The 15,973-nt window shown below is 41.8% G+C and carries 12 protein-coding genes; 10 read left to right on the forward strand and 2 right to left on the reverse strand.

Annotated features, from left to right (window positions below; translation table 11 throughout):
- Positions 1–396 precede the first annotated feature (396 nt).
- Both V7K32_RS12210 and dacB read left to right on the forward strand, forming a co-directional pair.
- Entirely contained in the window at positions 397–888 is a 492-nt protein-coding gene (locus tag V7K32_RS12210; RefSeq protein ID WP_334993474.1) for a tellurite resistance TerB family protein, read from the forward strand.
- 74 nt (positions 889–962) lie between these two features.
- Positions 963–2,426 (forward strand): D-alanyl-D-alanine carboxypeptidase/D-alanyl-D-alanine endopeptidase, encoded by a 1,464-nt coding sequence (dacB, locus tag V7K32_RS12215; protein WP_334993476.1) that lies wholly within the window; start codon positions 963–965, stop codon positions 2,424–2,426.
- A 16-nt stretch (positions 2,427–2,442) separates the two neighbouring features.
- Here dacB and V7K32_RS12220 read toward each other — a convergent pair whose 3' ends face one another.
- Positions 2,443–2,946, reverse strand: coding sequence for a GNAT family N-acetyltransferase (locus tag V7K32_RS12220; protein WP_334993478.1), 504 nt, complete (start codon positions 2,944–2,946; stop codon positions 2,443–2,445).
- A 379-nt stretch (positions 2,947–3,325) separates the two neighbouring features.
- Here V7K32_RS12220 and V7K32_RS12225 point away from each other — a divergent pair, with 379 nt between their 5' ends.
- From V7K32_RS12225 to hetR, 7 genes are all read left to right on the forward strand, one after another.
- Complete coding sequence (locus tag V7K32_RS12225) at positions 3,326–3,754, forward strand: helix-turn-helix domain-containing protein (protein ID WP_334993480.1); 429 nt, start codon at positions 3,326–3,328, stop codon at positions 3,752–3,754.
- A 19-nt stretch (positions 3,755–3,773) separates the two neighbouring features.
- Positions 3,774–4,328 carry a PIN domain-containing protein gene (locus tag V7K32_RS12230; RefSeq protein WP_334993482.1) on the forward strand — a complete coding sequence of 185 codons (555 nt, stop codon included), beginning with the start codon at positions 3,774–3,776 and terminating at the stop codon, positions 4,326–4,328.
- 49 nt (positions 4,329–4,377) lie between these two features.
- The gene (locus V7K32_RS12235) at positions 4,378–4,599 is read left to right on the forward strand and encodes a hypothetical protein (protein WP_334993484.1); all 222 of its coding nucleotides are present in this window, start codon (positions 4,378–4,380) and stop codon (positions 4,597–4,599) included.
- Positions 4,600–4,662: 63 nt separating this feature from the next.
- Entirely contained in the window at positions 4,663–5,709 is a 1,047-nt protein-coding gene (locus V7K32_RS12240) for a zinc-dependent dehydrogenase (RefSeq protein WP_334993489.1), read from the forward strand.
- A gap of 99 nt (positions 5,710–5,808) precedes the next feature.
- Positions 5,809–7,116 carry an inorganic phosphate transporter gene (locus V7K32_RS12245; RefSeq protein ID WP_334993491.1) on the forward strand — a complete coding sequence of 436 codons (1,308 nt, stop codon included), beginning with the start codon at positions 5,809–5,811 and terminating at the stop codon, positions 7,114–7,116.
- Positions 7,117–8,170: 1,054 nt separating this feature from the next.
- Positions 8,171–10,636, forward strand: a complete 2,466-nt coding sequence (locus V7K32_RS12250; RefSeq protein ID WP_334993493.1) for an EamA family transporter — start codon at positions 8,171–8,173, stop codon at positions 10,634–10,636.
- 1,821 nt (positions 10,637–12,457) lie between these two features.
- A complete protein-coding gene (gene hetR / locus V7K32_RS12255; RefSeq protein WP_334993495.1) occupies positions 12,458–13,357 on the forward strand; it encodes a heterocyst differentiation master regulator HetR in 900 nt (299 codons plus the stop codon).
- A gap of 830 nt (positions 13,358–14,187) precedes the next feature.
- Here the strand turns inward: hetR and V7K32_RS12260 are convergent.
- Entirely contained in the window at positions 14,188–14,889 is a 702-nt protein-coding gene (locus tag V7K32_RS12260) for a hypothetical protein (RefSeq protein ID WP_334993497.1), read from the reverse strand.
- A gap of 453 nt (positions 14,890–15,342) precedes the next feature.
- Here V7K32_RS12260 and rpsD point away from each other — a divergent pair, with 453 nt between their 5' ends.
- On the forward strand, positions 15,343–15,951 hold the full coding sequence (rpsD, locus tag V7K32_RS12265) for a 30S ribosomal protein S4 (RefSeq protein WP_334858756.1): 609 nt from the start codon (positions 15,343–15,345) through the stop codon (positions 15,949–15,951).
- Positions 15,952–15,973 lie beyond the last annotated feature (22 nt).

Consider the following 15,973-nt stretch of genomic DNA (forward strand, 5'->3'; position numbering starts at 1 on the left):
AGGCATTTTAGCCCCCCTTTTTAAGGGGGGTTGGGGGGATCGACTCTTAACCTACGCAGTATTGATTACCGAGTAATCTATGAATTTAATATAGATAAGCTGAAAATCATCTAAATTGAATAATCAAATAAAATAAAACTCTTGTGGGGTGGGCAACATGAGCGCCCTAATTATACAAATTAAATGCAGAACAGCTTAGTCACTAAAAACCTCGATCGCTCAAGGGAACTTAACCGTTTTTATACGCAGATGAATATATTCTCTACGTATTTTTTATGAAAAAAGATTCATTCCAATGTATATTTTCGCATTCTTTTGGGAATCATAAATCTAGGAAGCATGATAAAGCGCAAAATATGACTTCCTGAAATATCACGTACGTTTTAAAGGATAATTATGTCTAAACGCAAGTTGCCCAAAGGCCGTAGTGTTAGTTCAGTTGCTCTAGAACCACAAGTAGCGATCGCCATTCTTGGACTATTTTCTGCTGCGGCTGACGGTGAAGGTATTTCTTCTGTTGAAGAATATGCTTTAAGTGAATTTCTCGGTCGGGTTGAATTATTTGAAGATTACTCTGAAGAAGACTTTGAAGAATTGACCGAAAAAGTCGTCAGCTTAATTGAAGAAGAAGAACCAGAAGATTTAATCGCCCAGTCCATCGAATCTTTATCGAATAAAGGCCATCGTGAAGCTGCATACATCACCGCTATCTTAGTGGTAGGGATTGATGAGGAAGTACCCGAAGCTGAACAAGATTATATCTCTGAACTTCAAGAAGCCTTAAAGATTTCAGACGAACGCGCACAAGAACTTATAGACGCAGTGTTCGGGGAAGAAGATGAAGAAGACGAAGACGAAGAAGAAGAAGAAGAAGAAGAAGAAGAATAAGAATAAGAATAAGAGTATTAATTTACTCCTGTCGAACTAAGCTATTATCATCAAGTAGTTTTAAGAACTATCTGATGACTAGGAAAATTTCTCTTGGCTTGATGCTGCTGTTTCTGGGTACTCAAATTGGTGTTACCCAGCCAGCAGCTAAAGCCCAAACCCCAGTTGCACCAACAACCACTACAAAATCAATTTGCTCTACCCAACTGGGAACAGCTATAGATGCTGTAATCAATCGTCCTTTATTTAGTCGGGTGCGCTGGGGAATTTTAATACAACCCCTGTCAACGGGGCCAATTCTTTACAGTCGGGATGCTCAGAAATATTTTACTCCCGCGTCTAACCTCAAATTGCTGACAACAGCTGCTGCATTACAGCAATTAGGTGCTAATTTTCGGATTCGCACCTCTATTTATCAGAATGGCAATGGTGTTTTACGTGTTGTCGGTAGGGGAGATCCCAGCTTAAGTGATACTCAACTGCAAACATTAGCACAGCAGCTAAAACAGAAAGGTATTACTCAAATTCAGCGATTGATAGCTGATGATAGTTATATTCAAGGTGATATTGTTAACCCCACCTGGCAATGGGAAGATGTGCAGTCAGACTATGGCGCACCCGTCAGCAGCTTTATTCTAAATCAAAATATTTTTAGCTTAAAACTTGTACCGCAAGCTGTAGGTAAATCTTTACAAGTAGTGTGGATTGATCCTGGCGAGGCGAAAGAGTGGCGGATAATTAATCAGTCAGCAACCGTTGCCCAAAATCAACCGATCTACGTCAATGTTACGCGCGAATTATCAGGATCAGTATTACGAATTCAAGGACAACTGACAACGAATTCTGAACCGTCTTTAATAGATTTGCCTGTAGTTGACCCTAATTATTACTTTTTACGGCGCTTCCGTGCAGCTTTGGCAACAGAAAAAATCTCTTTGGGGCAAACATTAGTAATAAATGGTGGTGTGAATCAAAAGGAAATAGCATTTGTAGAGTCGCCACCTTTATCTGAATTATTAATGGAAACTCTTCAGAATAGTAATAATCTTTATGCTGAAGCCTTGTTGAGAGCATTAGCTGTAGAAAAACCCAGAGTAAAAAATCAAACTAGCGCTGATGTCGGTTTGGCAGTTGTGAAAGCGAGTTTAACTAAATTGGGAGTTGATCCAGCAAATTATATTTTAGTAGATGGTTCGGGTTTATCACGTCGTAACTTAGTGACACCAGAAGCTTTTGTACAAACTTTGCGAGGGATAGCAAGAACACCAACAGCATATATATATCGCGCATCTTTACCCGTGGCGGGTAAAAGTGGAACCTTAAAAAACCGTTTTCAAGATACACCTGCTGAGGGAATTGTCCAAGCAAAAACAGGCACGTTAACGGGTATAGTTTCTCTATCTGGATATATGAATGCGCCTAAATATGAGCCGTTGGTTTTTAGTATTCTCGTCAATCAATCAGAACAATCTGCAACAGTTGTGCGGCAGGCAATTGATGAAATTGTTGTGTTGTTAACACAGTTACAGCGTTGTTAATATTGTTGCTATCCAATTAAACAACAGGTTTAGTAATTCGGAGTCCCATGATTACTAAGTCCCGTTCAACACTATCAATTTCGGCAACTTTAGGTAAATGTCCCCAAGGTTGAAAACCAAATGTTTCAAAAAGTTTTAAACTGGGTTGATTGTGGGCAAAAATGAAGCATAGTAGAGTCTTTAAACCCAAACTAGGACTTTCACTAATTGCTTGTGCTAATAGTTGCCGTCCCAAACCACATCGATGAAAGCCAGGGGCTATGTAAATACTAATTTCGGCAGTAGTATTATAGGCAGGCCGCCCGTAAAAGGATTGGAAACTCAACCATCCAGCAATTACTCCCTCTACTTCGATTACCCAAAGTGGGCGTTGTGAAGGCGATCGCGCCTTAAACCAAGTCAGGCGACTTTCCACGGATACAGGCTCTAAATCAGCAGTTGCCATGCCACTAGGAATTGCGGCATTATAAATTGCCACAATTGCAGGCAAGTCAGTTTCAGTCGCATGGCGAATAATCATTGCTAGCGTAAGAAGAAAATCTTGAGAAAATATTCAAAAATAATACAGCGTTACGGAAGCTGTAATCCTATCTCACCAGAATAGCTTTGGCTCCCCGTCGCGCCGCTTGGATAGCAGTTGCAGTTCTTCCGGTTCCTCTACCAATAACTAAGACATTAGATGTATAGGTTTGATTAACCATCCCTTAACCTCACTGGAGTTTTTACATTTTTTCTCCAGATAGCTTGGGATCATACAAGATAATTTATTTTATTTTTCGGATATTTCGTTTGTGTAGTGTGTAGGATTAAGATGGTGAATAAGATTAACAGTGTAAATTGCATTGCTAATGACAAACCCTGCAACACACTAGTAGACTAATATGATGTTAAAACAGAACATGTCTTTAGATTCTGTAATATCTCCACAGCTAGAAGCTCAATCTATCAAAGAACTGGAGCGCATACTGAGCGTTAAAGATTTTCAGGCGAAACTGGTAGGAGCTAACGGAGAAAAAATTAACATTCCTGAGCCAATTTATCAAGTGCTGGTTCAAGTTGTCCACGCAATGGCATCAGGTAAGGCTATATCTATAATTCCTCAACAACAGGAATTGACGACACAACAAGCCGCTGAGTTTATTAATGTATCACGCCCATACCTGATCAAGTTATTAGAACAAGGTGAAATTCCTCACATTAAGGTGGGTTCACATCGACGGGTTCGTTTTGATGATTTAATGAATTACAAACACCAACGGGATGTGAAACGCGATCAACTCTTAACTGAGCTAACTCAGATGAGCCAAGAAGCAGGATTCTACGAATAGGAGTAATTCAACCAACAAAATGGCTGAACAGCTTGTTCTATTAGACTCTTGTGTTATGTTCCCCATGTACCTGCGTGACATTCTACTTCGTTGTGCTAGGGCTGGTTATTATTTACCTTATTGGTCGCAGGAAATTCTTGATGGTGCAACTCGCAACCTTGTAATTACACGGAAGATGTCAGTTGAGAGAGCAATGAAGCTTGAGGCGACAATTAAAGCAGCCTTTCCAGAAGCAATGATCGAAGTACCAGATGGGTTAGCTGAGGTCATGACAAATCACCCTAGAGATCGCCATGTTCTTGCTGCTGCTGTAACAGCTAAGGCTAATATAATTGTTACTTCAAATCTCAAAGATTTTAAAGAAAAGGATCTGAGGTCTTGGAATGTAAAAGCCAAGCACCCAGATACCTTTCTTACTCACCTTTACGATCTTGACCCAGATTCCATAGTTCAAGTAATGCAGCGATGGTCTCAAGATTTAAAAAAGCCACCACTGACTTTTGTCGATCTACTTGATCTGCTCAACAAAGAAGTACCAATATTCGCCACTAAGGTTTTATGGCATAAAATATAGCCAGAGTGTTTTCCAAACTGCTAAAAAAGCCTTGGAGAAATTAGGCAAGGTGGCGCTAGAAGGGGGCCTATATTTTGAGGGAGAGCGCTATCGACTCTGGCAGAATCAGGGAGTTTTAACAATTACTGCCAAGGACAACCGAGGGGAGATTCTGCGGCTTCAGAATGGCAAAATTCAAGGAAACCTCTCATCGGCGGATATCAAAGCATTCCAAAGATTTGAACAAAGCTTAGAAACAGAATTAGAACAGGCTAAGACACACAAATCTTAAACCTGATAGCTTAACGTTCACCACTAATGTTACATCTAGTATCGTTGAGCGGGAAAAACCAACGTGAAAGCACAGGTATTTAGAGGCGTTAATCAACTGTCTTACGAAGATATCCCAGTTCCAACCCTGGAACCAGATGAAGTGCTGGTACAGGTGCGGGTTGTGGGGTTGTGTCAGTCAGATATTAAGAAAATTCGTTATCCACTATATGAACCGCCGCGCATTTTTGGACATGAAACTGCTGGCACGATCGCAGCATTAGGCAATGATGTAAAAGGTTGGCAAGTTGGACAACGAGTAGCAGTGATGCACCACATCCCCTGTATGCGTTGCGCTTACTGCCTAAATGATAATTTTTCCATGTGCGATGTTTACAAAAACATTTCCACAACCGCAGGCTTTAACGCCAGTGGCGGCGGTTTTGCCGATTATGTCAAAGTTCCCGGACATATTGTCCAAAATGGCGGGCTAATTCCCATCCCGGATAATATCAGTTTTGAAGAAGCGAGTTTTGTAGAACCAACTAACTGCTGCTTGAAAGCTGTGAAAAAAGCCCAAATTGGCCCAGGACAAACTGTATTAGTTACTGGTGCTGGGCCAATTGGGTTAATGTTTATCATGTTGGTAAAGTATTTTGGAGCAAAAGCGATCGCTACCGATTTACTACCCTCTAGAATTGAAAAAGCCTTGAGTGTCGGTGCAGAGGCGGCTTTTGATGCTCGCGATCCCGATTTACCCGCCAAAATTTCTGCGCTAACTGGTGGACTGGGTGTTGATATTACCCTGCTGGCTGTTCCTAGCGAGAAAGCCTTTTTTCAAGCACTTGATAGTACCCGCAAAGGTGGCAAAATATTATTTTTCGCGGAATTCCCGGATGAGGTGGAAATTCCCATTAATCCCAATATCCTCTACCGTCGAGAAATTGACTTGATAGGGAGTTATAGCTCATCTTATCGGCTTCAGAGTCTATCAGCCGATATTGTATTTAATCAGCGAATTGACGTGCAAGCGTTGATTAGCGATCGCTATCCATTAAAAGATTTATCAGCAGCTGTAGAAGTTGCGATCGCACCCACACCGGATACTTATAAAATCTTAATTTATCCATAAAAGGGAGATGAGGGAGACGAGGAAGCAATTTTTCTCCCCCTGCTCCCCCTGCTCCCCCTGCTCCCCCTGCTCCCCCTGCTCCCCCTGCTCCCCCAAAAAATGCTTATTACCCTAGTTGCAGTCGCCCTACTAGCCTTCTACGTCGCCTGGAATCTCGGAGCAAACGATGTTGCTAACGCGATGGGAACTTCTGTAGGTTCCAAAGCTGTCACCCTCAAACAAGCGATAATAATTGCTGGGATATTAGAGTTTACGGGTGCTGTATTGTTTGGACATGAGGTAACGGAAACTCTCGCAACGAAAATTGCCAATCCCGCCTTATTCACAGCTACACCCCAAATATTTGTTGTTGGGATGGTAACGGTGCTAATTTCTTGTGGTGTGTGGTTGCAAATTGCCACATCACGCGGTTTACCAGTCTCATCTTCTCATGCGGTTGTTGGTGCGATCGCTGGATTTAGTTGGGTAGCTTTGGGAGTAGGTGCAATTGATTGGTCATCAATTGGCTTGATTAGCATTGGCTGGGTTTTAACGCCGTTAATTAGTGGTGCGATCGCTGCTTTATTCTACAGTCAAATCAAGCACTGGATTTTAGATCAACCCAATCAAGTAGTGCAGTTACAAGAGTGGATTCCCTGGTTGAGTACTTTACTGCTAGGTATATTCGGCGTAATTGTATTACCATCGCTGACTCAACCGCTAACCAATTTTGTAATTGAGCTTGGTTTCAACATCCCGGCTTACGACATCCCACTGTTAACCGGTGCAGTAGCAGCAGTTGGACTTACAATAATTAGTTGGCGACAATTGGGAGATTTGGGAGAAGTCGAGGAAAAATTTCCACCCCAGACTCAGGAATTACCATCAATCCAAAATCCAAAATCTAAAATCCAAAATCCCGTAGAAAGATTATTCGCCCGCTTCCAACTACTAAGTGCTTGCTTTGTCGCCTTTGCTCATGGTTCTAATGATGTGGGAAATGCGATCGCTCCTTTAGCTGCGATCGTCTACATCAATCGCACTGGCAGCGTACCTACAGATGGTATCACGATCCCCATTTGGATTTTAATCCTTGGTGGTGCTGGTATTGTTGGTGGTTTAGCTGTCTGGGGTAAAAAAGTCATCGCCACTATTGGCGAAAACATTATTGCCTTGCAACCTAGTAGTGGATTTTGTGCCGAACTTGCTACTGCTACCACCATCCTCATCGCCTCCCGATTAGGTTTACCAGTCTCCACCTCTCACGCTCTCGTCGGCGGTGTAGTTGGTATTGGACTAGTGCAAAATATCAATTCGATTAAGTTTCAAACACTAAAAGGCATTGCCGCCGCATGGCTAATTACAATCCCCGTGAGTGCTGTCCTTAGCGCTGCCATCTTTAGCATCGCCCGGATTTTATTTCTCTAAGAATTATTCAGTAGATAGTCGTAATTAAATATAACAGCAAACCTCACCCTGCTTCCGGCTTCCCCCGACAATAAGCTGAAAAACATTTAAATTGCATAATCAAATTAAATCAAAGTCTTGTGGGGTGGGCATCTTGCCCGCCATAACTATGCAAGTTAAATGTGGAACAGCTTAATAAGGAGAGGGATTGAGGGTGAGGTTTTATATTTAATTTGACCCACTTACTTAATATTTTCCTAACTTTTTGCTCTACTGCATCTACTCAAAGCAGAACCTCGACTGCAACAACGCCAAAAAAGGGGAGCATCCCGTCAGGTGCAAAAACCTTGATAGCCCTCATCCCCTAACCTTGAATCCCATCATTTGGGATTCGGGAAACTAGAATTATGTCTCCCCTCATTTGGGAGAGGAGAGGGGCTGGGGGTGAGAGAAAATATTTAAGCCAAAATTGGGATGCTCCCCAAAAAAGCGTATTTTTGCAGAACTGCTGCTCATTCATTAGAATGTTGTGCAGGGGATAGCGTAACTTTGAATTTCCACAAAAAGATAATTTAATCTCAATTTAGAGATATAAACTGTCACACAAGTTACATTCCACACGAATTTACAGTTAATTTCGCAAGTCAGACAATTTTGTGGCAATAACGCACCCATCTGCAAGTCTTTGAGAATTACTATTGGTAGCAAAACAACAAATATTTATTTGCAGCGAGATTTATTTAAAAGTAAAAATCTCATTAGCAAATAGTTGATCTAAATTAAACTGACCAAAACAAAAAGGTTGGAGTTCAAGCGGCTTACAGCCATACGGGCAATTCAAAATCTAAAATCGAATCACAAAATACTTGTCAATGCTCAAGAAAACACTGTGTATCAAGCAGTAGGGAAAATTTGATGCTTTGCCAACTTGTGTTCAGTATGACAGAATTACGTTGAAATGCGGAAGTGCTGTTAAAATTTTTAATTTATCTGACAAAATACAAGAATTAGTATGAGCGCCAATAAAGTGTACCAGAAGCAGCTTTATCGTCAAGGTGTTAGAGGTTAGAAGCTAATGGGGCGATTCGAGAAGCAACCAGAAAACCCGAGAGTCAGAGGCGAGCTATCCAGAGCAGCAGAAAATGCTCTTTGGGCTGTAGTTGAAGACTTAGAAAATCTTCAGCAGAGTGTCCTCAGAGGATTGCAGGAAGACGTAAAGCGGCTTCAGTCAGAAAAAAATCGGTTATCTGATGACATTCAAAGCTTGCTACAAGAAAAAGAGCATTTACAACAAGTGCGCCAAATTACTGAGCAGCAAGTGTTAATTCGGCAACTGGCAGAAGTTCTGGCAAAGCATATATCTTCACAACTGCAATCCTCTCTGACAACTTTAGCTAACCAAACCGTAGAGGGCAAGTCTTACGATCAAGCTGCGCTTAAGTCGGCTGAAGTAAGTAGCAATGTAGTGGGTGAAATCAATGAAAAAGTCGAACACATGTTTGACAGCTTGGATGATACCGTTACTGTTACCTTTAACTCGCTGCAACAGGAACTGAAGAACTATCAAAGTAATCTTTCCCAACAGTTGTCACGGATGTACAGCCAGCAGCAGCAAGGGGAAACGATTTTGGCGGAGTTTGTTAATCGCCTGCATGGAGAACTAGAAAAAACTATTGAAGTTGCTTCACGCAAAACAGCAACAGCAGGTACACCTACTGTTTTACAATTTACCGAGCCAGAAAAAAACAGTTCTTTTGAGACATCCCCGCCACAGGTTGGCGAAGCAGTAAGAAATTCCCCTGAGCCAATTTCCCCGATCGCTAATAAATTTTCACCCAAGGACACGACATCAGAGCCGACTGTTGTTAAAGAAAACGGCGCTAACCCAATTTCTGTCCCTAGCAAAGACTTGTCCCAAAGGGAAACAACATCACAGCAGCCGGTTCTTAGAGAAAACGTCGCTAACATAATTTCTATCACCACTAAAGACTCGTCCCAAAAGGAAACGACATCAGAGCCGACTGTTGTTAGAGAAAACGGCGCCAACCCAATTTCTGTCCCCAACAAAGACTTGTCCCAAAGGGAAACGACATCAGAGCCGACTGTTGTTAGAGAAAACGGCGTCAACCCAATTTCTGTCCCCAACAAAGACTTGTCCCAAAGGGAAACGACATCAGAGCCGACTGTTGTTAAAGAAAACGGCGCCAACCCAATTTCTGCTCCCAGCCAAGACTTGTCCCAAACGGAAACTAAATCAGAGCCGAATCCTGCTCAACCAATTTCTGTCCTCAATAAGGACTTATCGGAAAAGGAAACGACATCAGAACCTCCGACTGTATCTGTACCACAGCCGGAAGGAATACAACCTTCACGGAGGAGAAACGCTGCTGAATCCATTTCTCTCCTCCGCAGGAATGTGGTGCAGAGCAAAGCTAAATCCGCGCCTTCTACTGCGGTAGAGCCGCAGCCAGAAACAAAACCTCCACAACCGCGATCGCGCAATTCCTCTGGTGTATCGTCGCTCCAAATCGGTTTATTGTTGATTGTCTTATCCGCAGTGCTATCGTCGCTTTACAACGTAGCTATCAAGATAATTTTCCACGAAGGTTCCCAGATTTTTGGAGTATTAGAGGTAGAACGCTTACTGCCGCCGACTTTGGGCAATACTTTCTTAATTTTGACCCTACGGTTTATGGTAGTAGTACCACTGTTGGTATTGTTATCTCCGATACTACACCCAAGCTTATGGCAAGACTTAGAAAACTTGGCCGCTTCGGTTAGAGGAAATCCCACACCTGCTAATGCAGCTACCAAGCAGATTTTGCTGTTGTCAGTTGTGAGTGGCTGCTTTTTGTTTTTGTCTCAGGTTCTCATATACATTGCGATCGCTCAAGTCACAACTGGAATGGCGATCGCACTGTTCTTTATCTATCCGATGGTTAGTGGTCTATTGTCGTGGTTTCTGTTCCGCGATCGCCCTACGACATTTCGCATCAGTGCGATCGCCGCAATTTGCTGTGGTGAATTGTTGGTTTTGGGAGGTTCTCCCAGCCCAGGTATAGGTAATATTTCAATGGGAAGCAGCGCCGCCATTCTTTCGGGCGTCGCTTTTGCAGCCTACATAATTCTGACGCGGGTTTGTGCTAGCAAACTGCATCCCGTGACTTTTACTTTAATTAACTTCGCCACCATGTTGCTGTTGAGCTTTATCTGCTTGATGCTACCTTTACCAAGCAGTTGGAATTTGGTGGTTGATCCCTCTAAGATGCTGGAACTGGTTTTAAGCGCATTTATTTTGGGTGTCTTGACTCTTGCAGGTTATTTGCTAAATAATGTTGGTATTAGTAAACTAGGTGGCTCGCGATCGGCGCTCATCGGTGGTACCATCCCAGTTTTAACCGTGATTTTCGCTGGATTAATCATTCAAGAAAATTTGGATATTGTGCAAATTCTGGGAGTGTTGTTAGTAACCTTTGGCGCGGCTGCTTTCAGCTTTGAAACAATGCGAAATCAGGTTAAACCCTCTAGCCCCACCAATTAAATGACGAGTTCAATCAGTTTAGGTGTGGTGGGAGGTAAATTAGCTTCCATCACTCTGGACACCAATCCTGACGCGAATACGCCTAGTTGCAACTTATCTAAATCATCTTTGACAAAACTTGCTCCCCCGCTTCGTAAAAGTTGCCGGGGATCTCTGTTTTTACCAATAATTTACGACTGCTGTATAGGTGGAGATAACACTTAATACATAAGTCAGCAGTAATCAGAATAACTTGACTAGTAATATATTTTTAGGGATTTAGCCTGATACAGGTAGAGAAAACACGTATATATAAGCAGTATGAGTAGTACTGACTCAAGCAATTAAGCACGAGTACTTGCTCTAGCACGAGATTAGCAAGGAGTTAAGACCATTGCAGCACGTTTTGGAACTAAGAGATCAATAACTAGCACAAGTATTTAGAGTAACCCGGTTTTTAAGCATGGTACACTCACTAAGTGGGCAAGAATAAATTAAACTATGTTACGTAATGTAAAATTAATTAAATTGAGTTTTAGTAAACCTTCAGACCTTAAAATAGGGCTAGAGCCGCTTGCTACAAACCTTTAATTATTCAGAGCCACTTCCTTATTGTGTTTGGTGAGATGGTATCTTTATTTCTGTCGGTATGTACTAGTCAATTTGGTCTGCGATCGCCCAGACGCCTATAAAAAGAAGCTTATATCGTCGCTAGCTGCGGATTCTCTTCTTTTTATTTACATAATTCAACATCCGTCAAATATATAAAGCAGGGAGGGAAAAATATACTTGAAAGTAGCCAATGAATTAGTTAAATCATGAAAAGTTATTATTTCATGAAAAAAATATCTAAATAATCATGAAATAAAATCCACTATGTTTTATTATATATTTGGCTAATAACTAATCATTAGGCTATTAGCATGATAAGCAAAGCCTAATAGCTATGCGATTAATTCAGACTCAATCGAGGTTTTCTGTGTAAAATTATCAACATAAAAAGATAATTATGAATTGAATTTAGGAGGAAAAATAAAATATTATAAAGCCTTGATTTAACAAAAATAAAAAATATTTAAATAGGCATTATTTTTAAATTTTAAGACACATAAATTTATGACAAAACCAAAAAAAAATGATATGATAAGGAACGATATGTGAAAAAAAAACAGGTATTTTGGAAATTGGAATTAATTCTACTTGATGTCTACTATCTTCCCTCAAGCCAACGGCTTAGACGGGTGAGACATCACATGAGGTTATGAACAAGATGATAGTTTGCAACGAGCCGTGTGGCTCAACCTCTGAATGTTTCTACACCTGGTCAGCGATTTATTTTTAGACCAGTCCCAATTATTTCTAGTCATTTGTGTGGTAAAAATAATTCGCCAAAGCTGAATAAAAACCATCTTTTTCGAGTAACAGATATCAAGCGATGAACCACGACAGCTAGTTTTTACTCCGAGTCGGCATAGTGCCATAATTAAGGTGTAAACAGCTTCACGTTGTTGCTCTTGCAAGATGAGAAAAACCCCAGAGAACTTAAAAGCTTTGTAGATTACTTGCAACACAGTTGACTTTTGGGATTTAAACCGTCGTCAAGCTCGACTTGGTGATATCTCTAATTTTCCGGTTAGATACTCCAGACAGTTATAGCAACCATAACTAAATCTGCCTGAATACCAGAAAATATGTGAAAATGGTAGTTTGGACTACCACGGATTTCATAGTTATCGCATACTAATATAGTCTGAAGTAAAAACATCGCCTTCAGCCAGGTGTATACTACCTATTTTCAATCCATTAAAAATTGTGTAAACGTGCTATTCAATTGTCTGTAATATGAGTAACGACATAGATCTGATCAAACGTCTTGACCCCAGTGCGATGGATCAGATCATGCTTTATCTGGCTTTTAGTGCCATGCGGACGAGTGGGCACAGGCATGGGGCATTTTTAGACGCAGCCGCAACAGCAGCAAAGTGTGCAATTTACATGACCTATCTAGAGCAGGGGCAAAACCTGCGGATGACAGGGCATTTGCACCACCTAGAGCCGAAACGGGTAAAAATTATTGTAGAAGAAGTCAGACAGGCTCTAACAGAAGGCAAACTATTAAAGATGCTGGGTTCTCAAGAACCGCGCTATTTAATTCAATTGCCTTATGTCTGGCTAGAAAAGTATCCTTGGCAACCGGGGCGATCGCGCGTTCCTGGTACCAGTCTGACAAGTGAAGAAAAAAGACAAATTGAGCAAAAACTGCCAAGTAATCTACCTGATGCCCAGTTAGTTAGCTCCTTTGAGTTTCTGGATTTGATTGAGTTTTTGCACAGGCGATCGCAAGAAGACTTGCCACCCGAACACCAAATGCCTTTGAGTGAAGCCTTGGGTGAGCATATCAAGCGCCGTCTACTCTATTCAGGAACGGTAACACGCATTGATTCTCCTTGGGGAATGCCCTTCTATGCTCTTACCCGTCCTTTTTATGCCCCAGCAGACGATCAAGAACGCACTTACATCATGGTAGAAGATACCGCTCGGTATTTCCGCATGATGAAAAATTGGGCAGAACGGCGGCGAAATGCCATGCGCTTGCTAGAAGAACTTGATATCCTCCCAGAAAAAATGGAGCAGGCTATGGAAGAATTGGATGAAGTTATCCGTGCCTGGGCAGATAAATATCACCAAGATGGAGGTATTCCAGTAATTTTACAAACAGTTTTTGGACAAAGGGAAGACTAGTACAATACCGCGGAAATCAAAAGTCAATCTTGAGCCAGTACGCCCTTGCAGTGCCGACTTGTTTCCTCTTAGCCTTAAGCCAGGGTAGCAACTGGCTCTCAAAAGTCACCTATGCTTTAATTTTGGGCTTTCTGGCTGTAATAAGCTGTCGCGCATTTAATTTGCACAACTAGGCCGGGCTTTTCAGCCCACCCCACAAGAGATTCATTTTTTTGAGGATGCAAATTAAAAGATTTTTAGCTTAAGATGGTGGTTTATTTGGGCGTCCACTATACTAGTAACGCTACGCCAAATTCAAAAAGCTTAATTTATAAGCTTTTGACTGATTTTGCCGGTTGCTTAAAAGTAGCGAGATCCTTGGTATATTTACAGTGTAACACTGTACTATTAATTTTAGTACAAAAGTAACCAAATCCCTTGTGACTTTTGTCTTGTAAGTGTTTACTTTGCTTGACATACCTTCTCTTCTTAAAGGAGTGAGGAATTCCTTGACGCTTCATCGAAACTCGCTACTAAGTAGTCTTACAGTCTCTCAACGTCCGAAAATAAGTCTCCCAATGCTTTATGGCGACTTACCTTATTGTAGCAAAATCTCGGAAAAAGCCGTCCTTTATGACAGGGTTTTAGACCGATCTCTCTGATAATTTGCAAGCAGAGGGCAATTATGGTTTTATATAGATATTTTTGCTTCTGCAATTTAAATGTGGAACAGCTTATCCATCAATTTAAAATTGAGAAATCAGTAGGGTGGATGTTATAATACCCACCCTACTAATTAACCTGTATTTTCAGTCAATTACAAAGGATTGTAATTAATTCGCCCTACCGGGTTACCTTGGAAAAATCGGTTGCGTTGGAATAACCGGTTGTGTTGGAACACTTGGTTGCGTTGGAACAATCCGTTGCGTTGGAACACTTGGTTGCGTTGGAAATGGGGTAGTCTCTAAACTTGGACTTGAACCGGCAGGTATTATAGTTGACGGTGTAGACGAAGATGAAGCACCGATAACACTATCATCAGCACTGATACAAGTATCTAACGCCTGTGTAGCGGGAAAGTCGATTTGACTACGCAAGCCAACCACACACTGCCCAAAGCGCACGGGTAACAAACTGCGTCCACAGTAATCTAGAACTGCCGGATTAGCTGCTTCCTTGGTACTTAAGCTGACGCCAACTACACAGGTAGCTAACTCCTCAGGACGCCGGGCCTTCCCACAAGAAGAAAGCGCATCTGTCGCGGCAATTTGGGTTCCCTTCTCAATTTTAACCACGCAAGCAGCCAAATCCCTTGGACGCAGTGCTGCTGCACAACCAAGTGAAGCCGCTCCTGCCGTTACACCCACTTTTAAAAGGCGACCCGCACAAACACTATAATCATTGTTGTAGGAAGCAGCGATCGCTGTATTGGGTAAGATCGTTGCCAAGCATCCAGTTATAGCCAAAACTGATACTGTTAAAATCCTGGAGGTGGAACTGGCTTGTTTGTTCTTACCTCTATTAACCGCTTTGTTGCTCATTAACGTTGCCATTCTCCAAACACCCAAAGTTATGCTAACTCAAATATCTTAAAAATCCTCTGTAATTAAAGAATTTCGGCAGTAGCAAGGTATAGACATAATTAATTATGCCGGAAATTGTGTTAATATAACTGTTTGAAAGATAAGTAGGCAACGTAAAAAGTATTTCAGAGTAAGAATACTGCGTAAACCAATCTGATGATTGAGTAGCCTACAAAACTAAATAAACACAAAAAACTTATTGGCAGGAGTACGGCGTGACAGGCCGGAATTCAGGCTTGGCAGCTAGTGTGTCGATACCGACTTAAAGCAACTGGCGAAAAAGTTGATGCCTCTACATTGGTATGATACGTCATACCAAAGCAAGCAGCATCAAAGAACCAAGAATCCTCTGATTATTAATCGGGGGAATGTCAAAATGGAATGTTTGGGTAAAGTTTAAACAGGATTAGATTAAGGAAACTCATGTCCCGATATAGAGGGCCACGCCTCAGAATTGTCCGCCGCTTGGGCGACTTACCAGGATTAACTCGTAAAAGCGCCAGACGCGCTTACCCACCTGGTATGCATGGTCAGAACCGCAAGAAGCGCTCTGAGTATGCTATCCGTTTAGAAGAAAAGCAAAAGCTCCGCTTCAACTACGGTTTGACTGAAAAGCAATTGCTGCGCTATGTGCGGAAAGCCAGACGTGTTACTGGTTCTACCGGACAAGTGCTGCTGCAATTACTAGAAATGCGCTTGGATAATACCGTTTTCCGCTTGGGTATAGCCCCGACTATCCCAGGAGCTCGTCAATTGGTAAATCACGGTCACGTAACTGTTAACGGTCGTGTGGTTAATATTGCTAGCTATCAATGCCGTCCTGGCGAAGTAATTGCAGTCAGGGATCGCGCACAATCACGGAAGTTAGTGGAAGCTAACTTACAATATCCCGGTTTGGCAAACCTCCCCAGTCATTTGGAGTTTGACAAAAATAAGTTGGTTGGTAGAGTCAACAGCGTTATTGAGCGAGAATGGGTGGCACTACAAGTTAATGAACTACTTGTGGTGGAATACTACTCACGACAAGCTTAAACAGTTAGGAGTTAGGAGTTAT

Source organism: Nostoc sp. (genome assembly GCF_036917635.1).
Lineage (GTDB): Bacteria > Cyanobacteriota > Cyanobacteriia > Cyanobacteriales > Nostocaceae > Nostoc.